The sequence below is a fragment of the Pseudoalteromonas sp. SIMBA_162 genome, from assembly GCF_046535955.1.
Taxonomy (GTDB): Bacteria; Pseudomonadota; Gammaproteobacteria; order Enterobacterales; family Alteromonadaceae; genus Pseudoalteromonas; species Pseudoalteromonas marina.
In genome coordinates, this window is the sequence record NZ_JAWJBQ010000006.1 from 137,886 (window position 1) to 158,067 (window position 20,182).

At 40.8% G+C, this 20,182-nt stretch carries 18 protein-coding genes; 4 read left to right on the top strand and 14 right to left on the bottom strand.

The window, feature by feature from the left end; genetic code table 11:
• Position 1: 1 nt before the first annotated feature.
• From R0J88_RS06440 to mraZ, 12 genes are read right to left on the bottom strand one after another with little or no spacing between them, the layout of a single operon-like run.
• Positions 2-922 carry a D-alanine--D-alanine ligase gene (locus tag R0J88_RS06440; RefSeq protein WP_010555686.1) on the bottom strand — a complete coding sequence of 307 codons (921 nt, stop codon included), beginning with the start codon at positions 920-922 and terminating at the stop codon, positions 2-4.
• Complete coding sequence (murC, locus tag R0J88_RS06445) at positions 919-2,370, bottom strand: UDP-N-acetylmuramate--L-alanine ligase (RefSeq protein WP_138740413.1); 1,452 nt, start codon at positions 2,368-2,370, stop codon at positions 919-921. Before murC ends, R0J88_RS06440 begins: the two co-directional genes overlap by 4 nt.
• Complete coding sequence (gene murG, locus R0J88_RS06450; protein WP_410899453.1) at positions 2,371-3,447, bottom strand: undecaprenyldiphospho-muramoylpentapeptide beta-N-acetylglucosaminyltransferase; 1,077 nt, start codon at positions 3,445-3,447, stop codon at positions 2,371-2,373.
• Entirely contained in the window at positions 3,444-4,619 is a 1,176-nt protein-coding gene (gene ftsW, locus R0J88_RS06455; RefSeq protein WP_006792144.1) for a cell division protein FtsW, read from the bottom strand. The genes murG and ftsW overlap by 4 nt, the downstream gene beginning before the upstream one ends.
• A complete protein-coding gene (murD, locus tag R0J88_RS06460) occupies positions 4,616-5,950 on the bottom strand; it encodes a UDP-N-acetylmuramoyl-L-alanine--D-glutamate ligase (RefSeq protein ID WP_410899454.1) in 1,335 nt (444 codons plus the stop codon). The genes ftsW and murD overlap by 4 nt, the downstream gene beginning before the upstream one ends.
• Positions 5,951-7,033: a phospho-N-acetylmuramoyl-pentapeptide-transferase gene (gene mraY, locus R0J88_RS06465; RefSeq protein ID WP_006792142.1), complete on the bottom strand. Its 1,083-nt coding sequence runs from the start codon at positions 7,031-7,033 to the stop codon at positions 5,951-5,953. It abuts the gene before it with no gap.
• Entirely contained in the window at positions 7,033-8,415 is a 1,383-nt protein-coding gene (locus R0J88_RS06470; RefSeq protein ID WP_033019026.1) for a UDP-N-acetylmuramoyl-tripeptide--D-alanyl-D-alanine ligase, read from the bottom strand. Before R0J88_RS06470 ends, mraY begins: the two co-directional genes overlap by 1 nt.
• Complete coding sequence (gene murE, locus R0J88_RS06475; protein ID WP_410899455.1) at positions 8,412-9,890, bottom strand: UDP-N-acetylmuramoyl-L-alanyl-D-glutamate--2,6-diaminopimelate ligase; 1,479 nt, start codon at positions 9,888-9,890, stop codon at positions 8,412-8,414. The genes R0J88_RS06470 and murE overlap by 4 nt, the downstream gene beginning before the upstream one ends.
• Positions 9,883-11,700, bottom strand: a complete 1,818-nt coding sequence (locus R0J88_RS06480; RefSeq protein WP_008126791.1) for a peptidoglycan glycosyltransferase FtsI — start codon at positions 11,698-11,700, stop codon at positions 9,883-9,885. The genes murE and R0J88_RS06480 overlap by 8 nt, the downstream gene beginning before the upstream one ends.
• Positions 11,697-12,026, bottom strand: coding sequence for a cell division protein FtsL (ftsL, locus tag R0J88_RS06485; protein WP_006792138.1), 330 nt, complete (start codon positions 12,024-12,026; stop codon positions 11,697-11,699). The genes R0J88_RS06480 and ftsL overlap by 4 nt, the downstream gene beginning before the upstream one ends.
• The gene (gene rsmH, locus R0J88_RS06490) at positions 12,023-12,961 is read right to left on the bottom strand and encodes a 16S rRNA (cytosine(1402)-N(4))-methyltransferase RsmH (protein ID WP_010555681.1); all 939 of its coding nucleotides are present in this window, start codon (positions 12,959-12,961) and stop codon (positions 12,023-12,025) included. The genes ftsL and rsmH overlap by 4 nt, the downstream gene beginning before the upstream one ends.
• 28 nt (positions 12,962-12,989) lie before the next feature.
• Complete coding sequence (mraZ, locus tag R0J88_RS06495) at positions 12,990-13,448, bottom strand: division/cell wall cluster transcriptional repressor MraZ (protein ID WP_006792136.1); 459 nt, start codon at positions 13,446-13,448, stop codon at positions 12,990-12,992.
• Between the two features lie 498 nt (positions 13,449-13,946).
• Between mraZ and R0J88_RS06500 the strand changes: the two genes are divergently transcribed.
• Genes R0J88_RS06500 through R0J88_RS06510 form a run of 3 tightly spaced genes read left to right on the top strand, consistent with a single transcriptional unit; the run spans position 13,947 to position 14,991 of the window.
• Complete coding sequence (locus tag R0J88_RS06500; RefSeq protein WP_010555679.1) at positions 13,947-14,285, top strand: hypothetical protein; 339 nt, start codon at positions 13,947-13,949, stop codon at positions 14,283-14,285.
• A gap of 6 nt (positions 14,286-14,291) precedes the next feature.
• Complete coding sequence (locus tag R0J88_RS06505) at positions 14,292-14,747, top strand: hypothetical protein (RefSeq protein WP_006792134.1); 456 nt, start codon at positions 14,292-14,294, stop codon at positions 14,745-14,747.
• 1 nt (position 14,748) lies between these two features.
• The gene (locus R0J88_RS06510) at positions 14,749-14,991 is read left to right on the top strand and encodes a hypothetical protein (RefSeq protein ID WP_410899456.1); all 243 of its coding nucleotides are present in this window, start codon (positions 14,749-14,751) and stop codon (positions 14,989-14,991) included.
• Between the two features lie 8 nt (positions 14,992-14,999).
• Here R0J88_RS06510 and R0J88_RS06515 read toward each other — a convergent pair whose 3' ends face one another.
• Together R0J88_RS06515 and R0J88_RS06520 are read right to left on the bottom strand one after the other, a co-directional pair.
• On the bottom strand, positions 15,000-15,971 hold the full coding sequence (locus R0J88_RS06515; RefSeq protein ID WP_008126784.1) for a glutathione S-transferase family protein: 972 nt from the start codon (positions 15,969-15,971) through the stop codon (positions 15,000-15,002).
• A 17-nt stretch (positions 15,972-15,988) separates the two neighbouring features.
• On the bottom strand, positions 15,989-16,834 hold the full coding sequence (locus R0J88_RS06520; RefSeq protein WP_203986152.1) for a pirin family protein: 846 nt from the start codon (positions 16,832-16,834) through the stop codon (positions 15,989-15,991).
• Between the two features lie 275 nt (positions 16,835-17,109).
• Between R0J88_RS06520 and R0J88_RS06525 the strand changes: the two genes are divergently transcribed.
• Complete coding sequence (locus R0J88_RS06525; protein WP_410899457.1) at positions 17,110-20,121, top strand: EAL domain-containing protein; 3,012 nt, start codon at positions 17,110-17,112, stop codon at positions 20,119-20,121.
• The last annotated feature ends 61 nt before the right edge of the window (positions 20,122-20,182 follow it).

Below are 20,182 nucleotides of genomic sequence, written 5' to 3' on the forward strand. Positions count from 1 at the left end.
ATTAAAGCGTTTGCTCCAAAATGCGAACAACTAATTGCTCAAAACTTGCCCCATTTGCTTTAGCTGCCATAGGCACTAATGATTTTTCTGTCATTCCGGGTACAGTATTAACCTCTAATAAATAAAAGTTGCCTTGCTCATCTTGCATTGCATCTACGCGGCCCCAACCGCTTGCGCCAACTAAGTCAAACGCTTCTAACGACATAGCCTGTAATTGCTGCGTATCGTGCGCCGATAAATTGGCTGGGCAATGATACTGCGTAGTATTTGATTGATACTTTGCCTGATAATCGTAAAAGCCATTTGGCGTTGTCATTTCAATTACGGGCTGTACTTCATCACCTAAAACAGTCACTGTAAATTCACGACCCGTTATCCACTGCTCAACCAACACTTGGCTATCAAACTTAAATGCATTAATTAATGCATCTTCAAGTTCTTGCGCAGTAGTTGCCTGTGCCATACCAATGCTCGACCCTTCATGAGAAGGCTTAACCATCACTTTTTTAAATTCAGCCATGATAGCGTGTGCATCAAAACCTTTTTTAGCATCTACAACGGCATAAGGCGCGGTGCTTAAGCCTGCCGATTTAAACAAGTGCTTACAACGAATTTTATCCATTGCCAGCGCTGAACCCAGTACGTTACTGCCGGTGTAAGGTAAGTTCATAAACTCTAATGCACCTTGAACAGTTCCGTCCTCACCACCTCGGCCGTGTAGTGCAATAAAAACACGATCTACATTTAACTCTTTGAGTTCCCACAATGACCGATTTTGAGGATCGAATGCAATCGCATCTACACCGCAATTTTGTAATGCATTAAAAACAGCCTGACCCGACTTTAATGACACTTCACGCTCTGCTGAGTTACCACCAAGCATTACCGCTACTTTACCAAATTGTGCATTTACTTGGGTCATACTTCACCTTGTTTTAATTTTTCTATCGACATGCCTGTTGCTGCTAACGTTTTTACTAACTGGCCTATATTACCCGCACCTTGGGTCAATACTAAGTCATTATTTTGCAGGTTATCTGCTAATACACCCGCAAGCTCTTTACTTGATGCTACGTGCAATGGTTCTTTGCCACGTTGACGAAGGCTTCGGCATAAACTTTTACTATCAGCGCCCACTATAGGCTCTTCGCCTGCGCCATAAACGTCTAACAATAAAAGCTGATCTACATCGGCAAGTACTTTTACAAAGTCTTCATATAAATCACGAGTACGACTATAACGATGCGGCTGATAAATCATTACTAAGCGTTTATCGGGCCACCCCTCGCGTACTGCCGCAATAGTTGCTGCAACCTCTGAAGGGTGATGACCGTAATCATCCACTAACATTATATTGCCGCGTTCGTTTTCAAATTCGCCGTAGTGTTGAAAACGACGGCCAATACCTTCAAACTTTTGTAATGCTTCTAAAATTGCTTGGTTAGCAATATTTTGATCTTTTGCTACTGCAATCGCTGCTGTTGCATTCAATGCGTTATGTTTACCTGGCATATTTAGGGTTGCCGTTAAACACTCACCTTGTTTATTGGTTACCGTAAACGTACACGTATTAGCTGACTGGCTAAAATCACTCATACGATAATCAGCCGTTGACGACTCGCCATATGTAATAATAGGACGCCCAAAACGAGGAATTAGTTCGGCGGCTACCTCAGAGTCGATACATACAACAGCCAGACCATAAAATGGCAGGTTATGTATAAAATCGACATAAGTGTCTTTCATTTTTTCAAGGCTGCCACCGTATGTATCCATGTGATCTTCTTCAATATTAGTGATCACCGATACCATAGGTTGTAAGTGTAAAAACGACGCATCACTCTCATCAGCTTCTGCAATTAAAAAATCGCTTTTACCCACTTTAGCGTTACTGCCTGCACTATTTAATAAACCACCAATAATGAAGGTTGGATCGAGCCCAGCTTGTGCATAAATGCTGGCAATTAAACTTGTTGTTGTGGTTTTACCATGTGTACCTGCAATGGCTATACCATGGCGGAAACGCATTAATTCAGCTAGCATTTCAGCACGACGAACAACAGGAATTCTTGCAGCTTTTGCGGCAATTATTTCAGGGTTAGTTTCGTCAATAGCACTTGAAACTACCACCACATTGGCATCTTTTACGTTGTTTTCGTGATGACCAATGAATACTTCTGCACCCGCTTTAATCAAGCGATCTGTCATCGCACTATGCGCAATATCAGACCCTGTAATACGGTAACCTTCAAAAGCGAGCACTTCGGCAATACCGCCCATACCCGCTCCACCAATACCAATAAAGTGGATGGTTTCTATTCGACGCATTGCAGGTCGTATACTTTTGTTTTGTACTGATGCTTCTTTCACTTACGCTCTCTTATTTGATACTTGCTCACAGTGCGCGGCTACGCTTGCTGTGGCATCTAAAATGGCTTGTTTTTTTGCGTTATTAGCCATTTTATTAATTAAACTAGGGTTTACTAAGTAAGGGGTTAATAGCGCAACAATCGATTGCTCATTAAATACACTTTGCTGCATGAGTAACGCTCCATCTGCCTCAACCAAATATTGGGCGTTAGCCGTTTGATGGTCGTCAACTGCATGAGGAAATGGCACAAATACAGCCATTTTGCCCGCTGCTGCAATTTCACTTACCGTTAGCGCACCAGCTCGGCAGATAACAATATCAGCCCAAGCATACGCTGCATCCATGTCATCAATAAATTCCGCAGCTTTTACATTATCGCTTTCAAACATGTGCGTTTTGTAGGCTTGCTCAACGCTGTTTAAATGCCCTTTACCTGTCTGGTGCCATACATTTATTGCACTGGTTTTGTTAAGCGCTTTAAATGCACTTGGAAGTGTTTGGTTTAGTACCTGAGCCCCTAACGACCCTCCCACAACCAACATATTAACCGGTGTTGAAACGTCACGCGTTGCTATGTCTATTACACTTTGACGAACTGGATTGCCGACAAGTTCGGCTTGTCCTGCATCAAAAGCGCTTGGAAAAGCCGCTAAAACGCGATTAGCAAATCGTGAAAGCCATCGGTTACTCATGCCAGCAACCGCATTCTGTTCATGAATAACTAACGGAATACCTAAACTTTTTGCAGCAATACCTGTTGGTCCAGTTACGTATCCTCCCATTGCAAGAACAACATCTGGACGTTGATTTTTCAATACCTTACGCGCTTGCAATATTGCATTAATGACCATGAATGGCGCTTTAACAAGGCGTTTTAATCCGTTGCCACGCACGCCTTTTACATTAATAAAATCAATTTCTATATTGTGCTTAGGAACAACGCTTGCTTCCATTCTATCGGGTGTGCCAATCCAAGTAACTTGCCACCCCTGTGCTTTTAAGTAATCAGCAACTGCAATACCTGGAAATATATGCCCGCCAGTTCCACCAGCGACTACAACACACTTTTTACTCATCGTTTACCTCCGCCTGAGGTCGCTTGCTTAGTTGCCATTTTAGTCTCAAAATCAACGCGTAATAATATTCCAGTTGCTATGGTCATAATCATCAAACTAGAACCACCATAAGAAATAAACGGTAATGTAAGACCTTTAGTCGGTAAAATTCCCGCACTTGCCCCTACATTCACCATGGTTTGAAACGCAAACCAAATACCTATTGCAAAGGCAAAGTAGCCTTCGTATTCTTTACCGCACTTTAAGGCTTGCTGGCCAATTAATAGTGCTCTAAATACTAAAGTGGCGAGCACCATTAAAATGCTTACCACGCCAACTAAACCAAGCTCTTCGCCAATAACCGCAAAAATAAAATCATTGTGTGCTTCAGGAAGGTATTGCAACTTTTGCACGCTATTACCTAACCCTTGGCCAAACCATCCACCTTGGCTGTACGCCATTAACGATTGAACGAGCTGGTACCCTTTTCCGAATGGGTCGTCCCAAGGGTCTAAAAAGCCAACAACACGCGCCATACGATAAGGCTCAACAATAATCAACAAAACAACCAAGCCAATCCCGGTTAAAATAAGGACAAAAAACTGCCATAGTTTTGCGCCCGCTAAAAACAATAAGCCAACTGTTGTTACAAACATAACAACTACGGTGCCTAAATCAGGCTGCAACAAAATAAGCAATGCATACACAGCAAACACTGCAATAGGCTTTGCAAAACCTTTAATGTTCTCTTGTACTTCTTCACGCTTTCGGACCAAGTAACCCGCTATGTAACTAAAAAAGTACAATTTAGCGGCTTCAGCCACCTGAAAACCAATAGGTCCAATTGGGATCCAACGCTTGGCACCATTAACCTCGCGGCCAATAATTAATACAGCAATGAGCAATACCATGCCCAGTATCAATAAATATGCATTTGAGCGTTTCCACCAATCCATTGGCACACAAACCGTGATCCAAAAAAGAACAAACGCAACGGCCAAAAACATCCCGTGACGAATAGCAATATGATGTGAGTTATCAAAAAGGCGCTCTGCCGTGGGCATAGACGCACTCATCACCATAATAAAGCCAACACCAATTAGCATTAGCATTGAATAAAGCAAAGGCACATCATAAAGCTGCGGCGAAGGTTTTGGTGTTAATGTGTCTTTTATTTGTGCAAGCGCAATCATATGTTATCCGCCAAAACACACTTAACAAAGTCATCACCACGTTGCATATAGTTGTTATACATATCAATGCTTGCACATGCTGGCGCTAATAAAACTACATTACCCGGCGAACTAAGCTGCTTAGCTAAATTAACCGCCTCACTCATGTTATTTGTTAAATGGCTTTTGCTGCTCAGAGCCACTAGCTTTTTGGCATCTTTACCAAAACAGATCAGCGCTTTTACATGCTTTTGTAAGTAAGGTTTAAGCGGGTTTAAATCAGCGCCTTTTGCATCGCCTCCCGCTATCACAATTAAGTTTTGAGTTTCTGTGGCCAAACTGTCTATGGCTGCTATGGTAGCGCCTACGTTTGTTGCCTTTGAATCGTTAAAGTATTTAACGCCATGTTGCTGAGTAACAAATTGGCAGCGATGAGCCAATCCGCTAAACTCATTTAGTGCCTTTTTATAAGCCTCTTTACTAATATTAAAGGGGCTTAGTAACGCCATAACCGCAAGCGTATTTAAATAATTGTGCTTACCTACAACAGCAAGTGTATCAACAGGTAAAAACGCTTCATTGCTAGCGAAAAAATACGTACTGCTATTATGCTGCCCTAAATAATATTCACCCTGTTGAGTACCAAAAGCAATTTTAGCCGTAGCACTGCTACTGGACGGGTGCGTTTGTTTGTCATCTTCATTAACAACAAGACATTGTGTACCGTTGTAAATAGATAGCTTTGAATCTATATATGCTTGGTAGCTATCGTAACGATCTAAATGATCTTCAGATACATTTAACACCGTTGCACTCACCGATTTTAAGCTTGTTGTGGTATCTAATTGAAAGCTCGAAAGCTCAAGCACATAAACATCAAAGTCGTCATTGAGTAAATCAAGCACTGCGGTACCAATATTGCCGCCAAGTGCCACATTAAAGCCAGCCGCTTTTAACACGTCATAGGCTAAAGTCACTACGGTTGATTTACCATTTGAGCCAGTCACTGCCACTACAGGTTTAGTATTAATGCGCGCAAATAGCTCAACATCACCTATGACTTCAACACCCGAATTAATAGCACTCGCAATGGCAGGCGTTTTAAGGCTTAACCCAGGGCTTACAATAATCATATCACTGCTATTAAGCCCAGCAGCATCTAAGCTGCCAAAGTGTGTATTTAAACTAGGCGCATGACTGCTCAGCCATTCAATCCCTGGGGGATTTGCTCGGCTGTCGACAACCTTTGGCGTTAAACCGTGAGATAGTAAAAAACGCACAATGCCCAGACCGGTTACACCGAGTCCGAGCACTGTTATTTGTTTATTCTTTATCTCGTTTAAATATTGCATTTATCTTATCTTTAATGTCGCAAGACCTGCGAGAACCAACACAATAGATATAATCCAAAAACGCACAATAACGCGCGGCTCTGGCCAACCTTTTAATTCGTAATGATGGTGAATAGGCGCCATTCTAAAAATTCGTTGCCCTCGTAACTTATACGAGCCCACTTGTAAAATCACCGACAATGCCTCCATTACAAAGACACCGCCCATGATAATCAGTAGAAGTTCTTGACGAACCAGCACTGCAATAATCCCCAGCGCTCCACCTAATGCTAATGAGCCTACATCACCCATAAATACTTGCGCCGGGTAGGTGTTAAACCATAAAAACCCAAGCCCTGCACCAACAATGGCAGTACACACAACCACAAGCTCACTGGCTAATGGCAAATGAGGAATATGTAAGTAAGCAGAAAAATTAATATTACCGGTTAAGTAAGCAATTATGGCAAGTGCCGCCGCAACTAAAATAGTCGGTACAATAGCGAGGCCATCTAGACCATCAGTCAGGTTTACAGCATTTGATGTTCCAACCAATGCAAAATAGGTAATAACAATGTAAAACAAGCCTAACTGCGGTAAAACATCTTTAAAAAACGGCACAACTAAAGACGTTTCTGCAGCTTGCGTACTTGTAAAGTACAATGCAGTTGCAACCACAAGTGCAATTACTGACTGCCAAAAGTACTTCCATTTCGCTATAAGCCCTTTTGGATCTTTACGGATAACTTTTCGGTAATCATCGATAAAGCCGACAATTCCCAGTGAGCCAATTACAAATAACGTTGCCCACACATACTTATTGGAGAGATCGGCCCACAATAAGGTACTTGTAAAAATTGCCGCTAAAATAAGCAGGCCACCCATAGTTGGCGTACCCGATTTTGATAAGTGTGATTGTGGGCCATCATCGCGTACTGTTTGCCCAATTTGCATTTTTTGCAAACCACGAATTAGCTTTGGCCCTAAATACAGAGACATAATGAGCGCAGTTAAAATCCCCAAAATAGCGCGCAGTGTTAAATACGAAAAAACATTAAAACCACTAAAATACTGTGTTAAATACTCAGCCAGCCAAACTAACATTATGATACTCCATTGATGGCTTGTTGCTGGCCATTAACTAAATCGGTTACTAATAATTCCATGCGAGAACTGCGTGATCCTTTCACGACGATGGTCGTTTTTTTATTTACTTGATTAATTGTGGCTTGAATTTGTTGCTGCATCTGGTCACGGTTTGAGAAGTGACGATTCGCAAGTGCAAATACATCGCTTGCACACTTACTCAACACACCTAGAGTAAATAGCTCATCAATGCCTTTTTCAAGCGCATATTCGCCAACTTCTTGATGGTATTTACGTGCGTCTTCACCAAGCTCCCCCATATCCCCCAGCGCTAAAATACGATGCCCTTGCATATCACTCAGTAAGTCAATCGCAGCCTTTACTGATTTAACATTGGCATTGTAGGTATCATCAACCACGGTGAGCATGTCAGACACTTCTATTAAGTTTACGCGCCCTTTTACATCGCCCATCGTCGCTAACGCATGAGCAATATCATCTAAAGTGACATCAAGCTCGCTTGTTAGTGCAGCTGCAATAAGTGCATTGCTAATATTATGTTTACCCGGTAATGCGAGAGTAACAGGTACTTTTTTTTGTTTTGTACATAACGTAAAGCTTGCACGTGCATTAGCGTCTAAGCTTATATCTTCAGCCCAAATATCGAGTTTTTCAGAGGTTGAAAAGCGCTTTATGTTGCGCCCTTCAAGTTTATCTAGCCAATATTGACTAAACTCACTATCGCAATTAATTATGGCTACGCCATTTTCTTTAAGACCATCAAAAATTTCGCCTTTTGCTTTGGCCACGCCCATCAAGCTACCAAAACCTTCTAAATGGGCTGGTGCTACATTACACACTACCGCTACATCAGGTTTGGCCATTGCCGTTGTGTATGCAATTTCACCTAAATGATTTGCACCCAGCTCTATTACTGCAAAACGGTGTTGTGGCTCTAAACGCAACAACGTTAGCGGTACGCCAATATCGTTATTAAAATTACCTTTGGTTGCCAGCACATCGCCATGCACAGATAAAATAGCCGCGCACATTTCTTTTACTGTGGTTTTACCCACACTGCCCGTAATAGCGATTGTTTTAGGTGCTACTTGCGCCATAACCGCTGTACCAATAGCGCCTAATGCTATACGCGTGTCATTCACTATAAACTGGGCAATATCAACATCGACTTTATGATCGACAATAACGCCTATCGCGCCTTTTTGTTTTGCCTCAGCTATAAATTTATGACCATCAAAATTTGGCCCTTTAAGTGCTAAAAACACTTCACCTTCGCATACTGTGCGAGTATCTGTATTTATGTTGAGCACTTGCTGATTATCACCCTGATAATCGGTTGTTAACACATTGGCTAACCAATCAAAATCCATCGGGATCATGCTTGAGTCCCTCTATCTGTTTTTATTAATTGTTCTTGTACAAACTGGCGATCGCAAAAGTCGATACGTTCATCGCCTATAATTTGATAATCTTCGTGGCCTTTTCCCGCAATTAACACCACTTCATTAGAAGCTGCATTATTAATTGCATAACTAATTGCTGACGCTCTATCTGCTTCTAAATGTGCGCTTTGAGGTGCAGCTAAACCTGAAGCTACCTCTGCAATAATCACATTTGGATCTTCTGAGCGTGGGTTATCGCTGGTAATAATCACTTTGTTAGCATTTTTTTCAGCAGCTTGGGCCATTAATACGCGCTTCCCCTTGTCCCTGTCACCACCACAGCCAAATACACAGCTCACGCCACCTGGCACATGTTTTTGCAATGCTTGTAATGCTAAAGCTAATGCTTCTGGCGTATGCGCATAATCAACTACGCAAGTTGGTTTACCCGCAACACTAAATGCTTGCATTCGTCCTGCTACTGGCTGAAGTTGTTGGCAACCTGCAATAAGTTGCTCTAGGGGATAACCTAAACCCAATAACGTGGCTAAAGCAGCTGTTAAGTTATAAAGATTAAATTCACCAAACAGCGGCGATTTTACCTTAATATCACCCCAGCTTGTAGATAATTGCGCCGAAATACCTTCAGCCGAATAATCAACATCTGAAAAGTACACATACTGTGCATTTTTAGGCGCTAAATTTTTTCGTCCGTAGCAAATTAAATTATTAAAATCGTATTTTTCAAGCCACTGCTCTGCTTGGTTGTCATCTTGGTTTAGTACAACAAGCTGTGGGTCAAAATCACGAAATAGCATGAGTTTTGCATCACCATAACTCGCCATATCACCGTGGTAATCTAAGTGATCGCGAGAAAGGTTAGTAAATACAGCAGCTTTAAACTGGCACTGTGCAACACGGTGCTGTACAAGTCCGTGCGACGACACCTCCATTGCCACCAGCTTTTTATCTGCTTGATGTAAGTCGCTCAATATATGTTGTAAATCGACTGCTGAAGGCGTGGTGTTTATAAGCGGCGTTAAATTATCTGGATGGCCAAAACCAAGCGTACCAATAATTGCTGACTGCGTATTACAATACTGCGCTAAATGAGCAATCATAGCCGTGGTAGTCGATTTACCGTTTGTACCAGTTACACCAATTAAATCAAGGCTATGGCTCGGTTTATCGTAAAAACGACTAGCCAGTTCAGCCAACTTTTTATCAAGCTCAGACACTAAATAAAGTGGCTCAAATGCAACATCAAACTCGCACAGTCTGTCGGCAATAACTGCGACAGCACCCTTTTCAATTGCTTTAGCTATAAACTGCCCGCCATCTAGCGCATGGCCCTTTATTGCTACAAATACATCGCCTGGGTTGACGTCTCGGCTATCTAATCGCAAATGATTTACAAGCTGCGATGGTGCATCTATTTCTATGTATTTTAAAATGCTTTTTAAATCACGCATCGTTCTTTTTACCTTTTACGTACGCAACTTCTTCCTTGTCGGGTGCGACGTTTAATATTCTTAATGCGTTAGAAACGATTTCTGCAAATGCAGGGCCTGCAGTGGCACCTCCATAGTACACATCACCGCCAGGTTCATTGATCATTACTACCACAGCTAAACGTGGATTACTTGCTGGTGCAACACCTGCAAAATAACCAACATATTCATCACCGTAACCACCTACTGCGGCTTTTTTAGAAGTACCCGTTTTACCCGCTGCACGGTAACCATCAACTTTAACGTTATGTGCTGTGCCACCACTTTCAAATACGCTTTCCATCATGTTTACTACCGCTTCAACATCTTGCTGTTGAAAAACGCGATCCCCTTCAGGGATAGAATCTTGCTTTAGTACAGTGAGCGGTCTGTTGACACCTCCCGCGCCTAACATGGCATAGAAGCGAGCCATTTGCGCAGTACTAACAGCAATATTGTAACCAAATGACAATGCAGCAATTTCGTGATCAGACCAACGACGATTAGGGTAAAATAAACCACTGCTTTCACCTACCATACCCGTGCCAGAGTCAGATCCGAATCCGACCTTTTGGAATAAACCCACGAGGTAGTCTTTTGGAACCAACTGAGTAACCTTAGTCACCCCCATATTTGACGAATATTTTAGTATTTCTCGTAGTGACATTTCACCATGGTTACGCGTATCTTGGACTAAACTTCCCCCTAAACGCATCCAACCTGGGTAGGTGTCAATTTGTTCATCGGCTTGAATTGCGCCGTAGTCTAGCCCAGCTAAAATGGCCAGTGGCTTAACGGTTGAACCCGGTTCGAACAAATCAGTGATAGCGCGATTTCTGCGTTTATGGGGAGCCGCATCGGTTAGATTATTTGGATTAAAAGACGGGCTATTAACCATTGCTAATACTTCACCGGTTTTAACATCAACCACCATGGCTGAACCCGATGTAGCCTTATAAGATAAAACCGCTGACTTTACAGCTTTATAAGCAATTGCCTGAATACGTTGATCAATACTTAGTTGAATACTTTCGGGCTCTACACGCTCTCGCTCATCTAGCACTTGTACTTCACGGCCTTGGGCGTCTTTTCTTATAGTTCGACGACCTTCTTCACCGGTTAAAGCGTTTTCGTAGAGCTTTTCAATGCCTTCAATGCCTTTACCATCGATGTTGGTAAAGCCAATAATATGCGCGGTCACTTCGCCAGCCGGATAGTAACGCTTAGACTCATCCAATAAATGAATACCAGGAAGACGCAAGCCACCAATATAATCGGCTACTGCAGGGGTTACTTGGCGTTTTAAATAAACAAAACGACGACTCGGATCATTTAAAAGTCGGGAGTTAATTTTTGCCTGATCAATACGTAATACATCAGCTAATTCGCGCCAACGTAAATCGTTTTTGTAATACTGTGTGGTGCGTTTGTTTAGCTCTACTGCATTATCTAACAACGCTTGTTTGTCTTCACCATTTTTTCGCGCTTGCCTAACAACTTTAGATACCAGTGATTTATGTAAAGCTTTAGGGTCAGCATACACACTCACAACGGGTACACTAACCGCGAGCTCTTTGCCATTGCGGTCAAAGATCATTCCACGTTGCACATGAAGTTTTTCGACGCGTACTGTACGTTTGTCACTTTCCGAACGTGCTTTATCAGGTTCAATTACTTGTAAATAGGCGGCACGAGACACAAGCGTCACAAACACCAAAAACACAACCGAACACACCAGCATAAAGCGCCATGTGATTAAGTTGTTAACTGGTTTTTTGCCTCGATTTCTCATTTTACTATAATTACCTGTTCATCCTGACTCGTCGGTCTTTTCATTTTTAATTGCGAGGTTGCCACTTCTTCAATACGCGCATGCTGAGAGTAAAACTCCTCCTCAACTAGTAAGTACCGCCACTCTAAATCAAGCTCATCTCGTTCTTGCAGTAATTTATCTTGTTCAATTAACTGCCCGCGCGCTAAATGCGTAACTTGCACTACGCTAAAGCCAGAAACAAATATCGTAACCAACAAGGCCAAGGTGAGCTTATTAGCACCAAGGCCTTTAATTATTTCGAAAAATAAATTGGGAGGTTGACGATGATTTGCTTTTGTATTCATCCCAACCTCTGAGCAATCCTAAGTACAGAGCTTCGTGAACGCGGATTGCGCGCTACTTCTTCAGTGCTTGGTTTAATAGCTTTACCCACTGCTTTTAACGTCAGGTTTTGATTTATTTGTGCATCGGTTAAAGGCAGACCTCTGGGTAATGCTTCTCCCTTACTCTGTTTTCTAATAAATTGTTTTACTATGCGATCTTCAAGTGAATGAAACGAAATGACCACTAAGCGACCGCCCGGCTTTAATACTTTTACGGCCGATTGCAGCGCCGTTTGTATTTCTTCAAGTTCGCTGTTTATATAAATACGAATAGCCTGAAAAGTGCGCGTTGCGGGGTGTTTAAACTTATCTTTCACTGGTACGGCTTCATCAACTAAATCAGCAAGCTGCTTAGTTGTTGTAATGGGTGTGTGCTCTCGAGTTTCTAAAATTTTATGTGCAATACGCTTACCGAACTTTTCTTCACCCAACTTTTTAATGACGTGGGTGATATCATCTAACTCAGCTTCTGCCAACCACTGAGCAGCACTTCGGCCGCTTGTTGGATCCATGCGCATATCAAGCGGGCCATCTTTCATAAAACTAAAACCGCGCTCAGCATCATCAAGTTGTGGAGATGACACACCAATATCTAATAAAATGCCATCCACTTTACCAATGAGATCGTTTTGCTCAGCTACATCGTAGAGTTTTGAAAATCGAGTGTGTGCTATAGCAAAGCGGGAGTCATCGGCAAATTTTTCAGCCGACTTTATAGCCTGTGGATCTTGGTCTATTGCCTGTAAGCGTCCTGCATCGCCTAAACGAGCAAGTATTTGACCTGAATGACCGCCTCGTCCAAATGTGCCATCCATATAAATGCCGTCTGGCTTAATTGCTAGGGCATCAATGGTTTCGTCCATCAAAACAGATACGTGTTCAAATTGCGCTGTCATTAGCTATTGTTTGCCTTTTTTTGTGCCGTTAAAGTGTAAAGTTATCTAAATCTGAATTAGGCTCAAAATCACCTAGCCTCTCAAGCTCAGTATCTTGGCGCATTTGCTCGTTCCAACGCGCTTCATCCCAGATTTCAAATTTATTCATTAACCCAACTAGCATTATTTTTTTACCAAGGTCTGCATGCGCACGTAACGACGGCGCTAACAAAATCCGACCATTTTTATCAAGTTGATACTCTGTCGCATTGCCTAACAACATGCGTTGCATTCGACGGGCACGTGGATTCATATTGGAAATTTTAGCTAAGCGACTTTCTATTTCTTGCCATTCAGCCAATGGATACAACCACAAGCAGGGCTCATTTAACGCGACGGTACAAATCACTGTTCCCTGATCTTCAGATAGCAGCGATTCTCGGTACTTGGTCGGCACCGCAAAACGTCCTTTATCATCCAAACTCAGTGAACTCGCGCCACGGAACATAATTAGCCTGCTTTAAATTATTTTAATCAGCTATTAATCTATGCTGATCCAGTTTGATCCACTAAAAACCACTTTTTACCACAGTGCTCCAGTTTAGGGCTTGACAAGCCTTTTTGTCAAGTAAGCTGACCTCCTTTAACGAGTCTCTAAGCTAGAAAAAATAAGGGTTCAGGCGAAGCGGTTGAATTACGTGGGAAAAAGTGGAGATACAAACAAAAAAATATTTTCATCCATTTTAATAACTTTTTGTTTACATGGTTTGATTACTGAATAAACAGTGAATAATTACAATTTTTTAGCGGGTTTTACTCACTTTGTAATATTTACTTGGATCGGTGGTAAGAGTTACTGCTTCGTTTTTATTATATGTTAAAAACGACTCAACAAAAAAACATTATAACGTATAAAATCAACTAGTTATATAAATATCACAGTCTGGTTTAATTGTTGCTTCAGTTAATGAACTACTTAAATACTTTTACTCATTAAGGATTGATTATGGCTACTGCTACGACGACTAAACAAAATACGACTACAGATATTAAGTCTGACACTAAAGCACAAACGACTGATGCCCCACTGACAGAAAAAGCAACATCAGCTGCTCACGATGCGGTTGACGCACTGTCTACAAAAGCAGCAACAGCTGAAAGTAGCGTGAGAAAAGGTGCATCTAGTTCTGCTGAGGCACTGAGCGAAAAGCAATTAATTGCTCGCGAAAAGCTGAGTGAGTGCACAGCTAAAACACGTGCCTTCGCATCTGAGAATCCTCTAGCTACAGCAGGAATTGCATTTGCAGCGGGTATGTTAATTACGTCATTATTCCGTCGTAAGTAAAACCTGATGGAAAATTTTCACTCGAGCACAACCAAGGATGGTACAGCGCAAAACCAAACGACTGATCAACAGTACCAAAAGGATGATTGGCAAGATCATATTGCAAAACTCTTAACGTATTCAAAGCAGCTCAAGGATGATTATCACACTCAAGGAAAGATCACCCACCAGCTTGCAAAGGCTGAATGGCGCTTATCGTTAAGATCGCTTGCATTGATCTCTATATTTTTAGGCTGTTTTGCCAGTGGTTTGGTTTTGTTGTGGGCGGGCGTATTAGGTGCGGCAGGTTATGCGATATACGACCTATTTGGTTCTGTGTGGGTAAGTATTGCAACCGTTACACTATTACAGGTCGCATGTTTGTTTTGGCTATGGAAAAGCGTTGCGTATTTAAGCAACAAAATAGGTTTTAGCAAAACCCTTAAAAGCATTAAACAATTATTAAACTTACAAGGACATTAATATGTTAGTTGATATGTTGATTAAAAACCCTGATGCAAACGTAAAAGCACTGACTAAACAAATGGATTTACAAAGCGAGCTTAAGCGACAACACCAAGCCGCGTTTATATATCGATTAAAGCGTTTTGCAGCCAGTAAAGTAGGCTTAAGCAGCGCATTTATAGCTGGCGTTGCCGTTCAATCCGGTAGAAGTGAAACCAGCCTTATAAGAAAATACGGCTGGCTAATTAGGTTAATTGGTTAGCTGGTTAACTATGCCCTGCCATGTGCTTGCAAATAATTTATTTCTGGCCCTTTTGGTACAATCTGGGTGGGATTAATCATAGTGTGGCTAAAATAGTAATGCCGCTTGATATGATAGAAATCAACCGTATTTGCAACTCCCTCAACTTGGTACAAATCCCTTAAGTATCCACTCAACGAAGGGTAACTCTCAATTGTGCGCAAATTGCATTTAAAATGCCCTACATACACACAATCGAACCTAATTAACGTTGTAAATAAGCGCCAATCTGCTTCCGTAATTTTGTCACCCGCAAGGTAGCGTTTTTTACTCAGTATTTTTTCAACTTTGTCTAGAGCTGTAAACACATCGTCGAATGCTTGTTCGTACGCGTGCGTTGTTGTTGCAAATCCAGCTCGGTAAACACCGTTATTAATATTTGGATAAACTAACGCATTAAGTTCATCGATTTCACTACGAAGTGATTCAGGGTAGTAATCGTCTTTATTACCTGTTATTTCATTAAACGTACTATTAAACATGCGTATTATATCGGCAGATTCATTACTAACTATCTTGTTTTGTTTTTTGTCCCACAAGACAGGAACAGTTACTCGTCCTGAGTAATTAGAATTATTTTTAGTATAAACTTGGTGTAAGTAATCACTAGCAAATAAGGCATCACCCGTGCTGTGGTTATTTTGATCAAACTCCCAGCCATTAGCCAACATGTCAGGGCTTACAATCGATACAGAAATAAGTTCATCAAGCTTTTTTAACGTACGGAAAATAAGTGTGCGGTGTGCCCAAGGGCACGCTAACGAAACATATAAATGATAACGCCCAGCCTCAGCTTTAAAACCACCTTCGCCAGTTTCACCTGCGCTACCGTCTGACGTGATCCAATTTCGTAATTGCGCGGCCTCACGCTCAAACTTTCCGTCGCTTGAATCTGTGTCATACCATTTATCTTGCCATTGACCATTAACAAGTAATCCCATTATTTGCTCCTCAAAAATTAAATAAGTGTGCCAAATTGACCATTTTGGTAATCATGAACGGCTTGCTGTATTTCGGCTTGTGTTGTCATAACAAATGGCCCCATGTGTGCAATGGGTTGCTTGAGCGGATTACCCGCTAAAATTAATACACCTGCACCATGTTGCGTTGCTATATCAATATCGCTACCTTGCTCTAAAATTAGTAACTTACCCGCCTTGAATGTTTGATTATCTGGCGCGATAAGGGATCCCGAATGTATGTAAAGCATCACATTTTGTTGTTTTAAAGGAGCAAGCTTTAGCTGCTTACCAGCAGGTAAAGTTACATCGGCTAAAGCGGCATTTGCAGAGAGCTTTTGAATACTTGATGTTAATTCAACTGCCTCAAATTGCCATGAACCAGCAAGGGCAGTTAATGTAACACCGCTTTCATTTTTAAAGGTTGGAGCTGGGCTTTGCGTTGTATCTTGATAAATGGGATCGCGCATTTTTTCTTTGCTTGGCATATTGATCCAAATTTGAAAACCATGGAGTCCGTCTTTGGCATCAGGCAGAGGCATTTCGCTGTGGATCACTCCATTGCCTGTACTCATCCATTGCACATCGCCTGCTCTGATCGCTTTTTTATTACCCATTTGATCTTTGTGCTCAAATCCTCCTTTAATAATATAAGTAAACGTTTCCATACCTCGGTGCGGATGCGCAGGAAAACCGCCCATATAATCAGCCTCGTTATCTGACTTGAGCTCATCGATCATTAAAAACGGGTCAAGGTATTTACCATCGAATCCAGGGATACGGCTTATATTGACACCGTCACCATCTTGAGTTGCATAAGATGTTAATATTTTTGCTATATTCATTTTTTAAATCACTATCTGAAATATTATCTATACTTATTTAAGCACTGATAAAACCAAACAACCATGTCTTTATATCGCGCTAACCATTCGTTTTTTTAGAATGATTTGATAGTAAAATATTTTTTCATAACAACTTATAAAATATGGTTTTTTTATATTTTATTGACTACAATCACCATTAAATTTACTCAAAAAAGGGACAGAGTATTTTAACCTCATCGCTCAAAAGTCAATTTTATAGGTTACTAATCATTATTAGTATCCCGGGCATTCTTGTGACATTTTTAGCCCTATGGGCAGAACGTGAGGCTGCGATTGAAAAAAGCGAAGAAAAAGTCGTTAATATTGCTAAGCATTTAACCCACCAACAAACAGCAATGATTGGAGAGACTGAGCAACTCACTCGGTTTTTAGCAAACACAATTGCTGCAGAACCCAACCTTCCGGACACGTGCCCTAGCTATTTTTACCAAATACAAGAGCTCTACACAAACGTTGCCAATATTGGTGTAGTTGATGACAAAGGAAACTTAATTTGTGTAACCAATGGCATAGTAAAAAATGTGTCTATTAGTGATAGGCAATACTTTAAAAATGCCATAGCAAATAAAAGCTTTTCAATTGGGTATTTTCAATACGACAGAAGCATTCAAGCACCCAGTGTTAACTTTGCTCACCCTATTATTGATAAGCAAAAGCAATTAAAGGGCGTTGTTGTTACAGTGATTGCACTTGACTGGTGGAGTGCAGCTTTAGACAAAGCCGAATTCCCAATTGGTTCGAACGCTGTTATTGCTGATTCTAATGGCCTTGTACTGGCGAGTTACCCAAACTCATTGCTACCTTTAGGGGAAAAAATTAACAACAAACACTTTTTACATGGCGATAGCTCATTAGCTATGTTTAAAGACGATAACAACGTCAATCAAATCTTTCACCGAGCAACTATTTATAATGACATTAATAACAATAATTTAGAAATTTACATCACATCGCCCACTGATAAATATATTGATCGAGCAAATAAACACTTTTTAGAAACTATTATTTTATTTTTTAGCGCTATTTTAATTATTGCTTTTATTGGCCACCATTTAATTAAAAAAAGTATTTTTTACCCTATTGAAAAACTCTCCCAAGCAACCGACCTATTAGCACAAGGCAATATGCCCGCTCATAAAATAAAACCTAATAGTCCTGAATTATCAGCTTTGTATACGCGCTTTGAAGCCATGGCTGAAACACGTTTGCAAACAGAAGCCGATTTAAAAAACAAACACGACGAGTTGACAGGGTTACTAAATGCTCTCCCCGATATGTACCTTAGATTCAACAATACGGGTACTATACTTAACGTTAGCGGCACCATTATCCCGCTATTTGCCGCAAGCAGTAAACTGCCTGAAAACTTATTAGACATATTACCAAAAGATATCACTGAACAAATTTTGAGTGAAGCATCCAACCGCGAAGACGTCATCACCTTTGATTTTAAAATCAGTACAGGTGTGGCGGATCACTATTTTGAGGCGAACATAAATCATCTTGAAAAAAGTGATGAGCTAATACTTGTACTTCGTGATATCAGCCAACGCAAAGTAAATGAAGACTCGCTTCACTTAGCGTCTCTTGTTTATGGTAACAGTAGCGAAAGCATGGCAATTACAGATGCCAACGGTATTATTTTTGATGTAAACCCTGCCTTTTGTGAAACAACACAATATTCTAAAGACGAAGTGATTGGCCACTCTACCCGCATACTTTCTTCAGGTGAACACTCAAAAGAGTTTTATGAAAAAATTTGGGCATCAATAAATGCCACTGGTCGCTGGCAAGGCGAAATTATAAACCGTAAAAAAAATGGGGTACTATTTACTGAGTGGCTAAATATAGATACTGTTTACGATGAAAATAACAAACCTGCACGCCGAATAGCTATCTTTACTGATTTAACTGAAAAAATACAAGCAAATAAAACCATTTGGCGACAAGCTCACTTCGATCATTTGACCGATTTACCAAATCGATTAGAGCTTAAAATACGGCTAAATAAACAGTTTTCTAATGCTAATAATGAAAGCTTTGTAGTGATGCTTTTAGATATTGATCATTTTAAAGATATTAACGATACTTTAGGCCACCACTATGGAGACAACCTATTAAAAGTGGTGTCGCAGCGCATTGTTAATTCAGCTAAAAATGCAGAATTTGTTGCCCGCATTGGTGGTGATGAATTTGTTATTGTTTTTAATCGTATTAAAAGTACTCGGCATATAAACCAAATTGCTAGCAATATTTTACAAAGCTTATCGTCTGCGCTACATGTTGAAAATGAAGAAGTATTTATAAGTGCCAGCATGGGTATAGCCTGTGCGCCCGAAGATGGTGAAAACACCGAGCAGCTATTAAAAGCAGCCGATCAGGCAATGTATAAGGCTAAAAATAATGGCCGTAATGGCTTTGAATTTTTCTCTCGTGATATGAGAGAGCAAGCACAAGCTCGTATGTTATTACTCAAAGACTTACGCTGTGCAATAGAATATAACCAGTTCGAATTATTTTATCAGCCTATAGTGTCGCTAAACGGTTTACATATACACAAGGCTGAAGGCTTAATACGCTGGCAACATCCACAAAAAGGGTTAATAAGCCCTATTGCGTTTATTCCTCTTGCTGAAGAAACAAGGCAAATTAATGCCATTGGCCAATTTGTATTTTCCCAGGCAATAGAAACACTCACTGATATAAAAAAATTTACTGATGACGATTTTCAAATAAGTGTAAACGTCTCCCCTGTACAATTATCTACTGCTAATAGTGGTATTGATGATTGGTATGCCATGCTTGATGCCGCTAAAATTTCCCCCTCTTCTATTGTTGCTGAAATAACAGAAGGCTTAATGGTTAACCCTGAGGAACTGACGCAAAAGCGCCTCAAAAACATTGTGAAATCAGGGATGCAACTGGCGCTTGACGATTTTGGTACAGGCTACTCATCGCTTGCCTACTTGCAGGAAATGGATACTGACTACTTAAAGATTGATAAACGCTTTGTTGATAATATTCAAGCTGATAGCCAAGAACTATCGTTGTGTGAAGCAATAATTGTAATGGCTCACCAGCTTGGTTTAAAAGTAATAGCAGAAGGCATTGAAACACCATTACAATACCAGCTACTAACTGAGGCTGGTTGTGATTATGGGCAAGGTTACTTATTTTCCAAGCCTTTAAATAAAAGCGATTTTATGGATCTTATTGCTGAGAAAAAAGTGATTCTTTCAAAGTAAACTTACCGAGATTAGTAAGTTTTGTTAGGGCTGGGTTAAACATAAATTAATCTATTTCTGT

What these genes read in the sequence shown, in the direction of transcription:
- murD (WP_410899454.1), bottom strand. Translation starts at nt 5,950, where the DNA reads ATGCAATATTTAAACGAGATAAAGAATAAACAAATAACAGTGCTCGGA.
- R0J88_RS06520 (WP_203986152.1), bottom strand. Translation starts at nt 16,834, where the DNA reads ATGAATATAGCAAAAATATTAACATCTTATGCAACTCAAGATGGTGAC.
- mraZ (WP_006792136.1), bottom strand. Translation starts at nt 13,448, where the DNA reads ATGTTCCGTGGCGCGAGTTCACTGAGTTTGGATGATAAAGGACGTTTT.
- R0J88_RS06510 (WP_410899456.1), top strand. Translation starts at nt 14,749, where the DNA reads ATGTTAGTTGATATGTTGATTAAAAACCCTGATGCAAACGTAAAAGCA.
- mraY (WP_006792142.1), bottom strand. Translation starts at nt 7,033, where the DNA reads ATGTTAGTTTGGCTGGCTGAGTATTTAACACAGTATTTTAGTGGTTTT.
- murG (WP_410899453.1), bottom strand. Translation starts at nt 3,447, where the DNA reads ATGAGTAAAAAGTGTGTTGTAGTCGCTGGTGGAACTGGCGGGCATATA.
- R0J88_RS06515 (WP_008126784.1), bottom strand. Translation starts at nt 15,971, where the DNA reads ATGGGATTACTTGTTAATGGTCAATGGCAAGATAAATGGTATGACACA.
- ftsL (WP_006792138.1), bottom strand. Translation starts at nt 12,026, where the DNA reads ATGAATACAAAAGCAAATCATCGTCAACCTCCCAATTTATTTTTCGAA.
- rsmH (WP_010555681.1), bottom strand. Translation starts at nt 12,961, where the DNA reads ATGACAGCGCAATTTGAACACGTATCTGTTTTGATGGACGAAACCATT.
- ftsW (WP_006792144.1), bottom strand. Translation starts at nt 4,619, where the DNA reads ATGATTGCGCTTGCACAAATAAAAGACACATTAACACCAAAACCTTCG.
- R0J88_RS06480 (WP_008126791.1), bottom strand. Translation starts at nt 11,700, where the DNA reads ATGAGAAATCGAGGCAAAAAACCAGTTAACAACTTAATCACATGGCGC.
- R0J88_RS06470 (WP_033019026.1), bottom strand. Translation starts at nt 8,415, where the DNA reads ATGATCCCGATGGATTTTGATTGGTTAGCCAATGTGTTAACAACCGAT.
- murE (WP_410899455.1), bottom strand. Translation starts at nt 9,890, where the DNA reads ATGCGTGATTTAAAAAGCATTTTAAAATACATAGAAATAGATGCACCA.
- R0J88_RS06505 (WP_006792134.1), top strand. Translation starts at nt 14,292, where the DNA reads ATGGAAAATTTTCACTCGAGCACAACCAAGGATGGTACAGCGCAAAAC.
- R0J88_RS06500 (WP_010555679.1), top strand. Translation starts at nt 13,947, where the DNA reads ATGGCTACTGCTACGACGACTAAACAAAATACGACTACAGATATTAAG.
- R0J88_RS06440 (WP_010555686.1), bottom strand. Translation starts at nt 922, where the DNA reads ATGACCCAAGTAAATGCACAATTTGGTAAAGTAGCGGTAATGCTTGGT.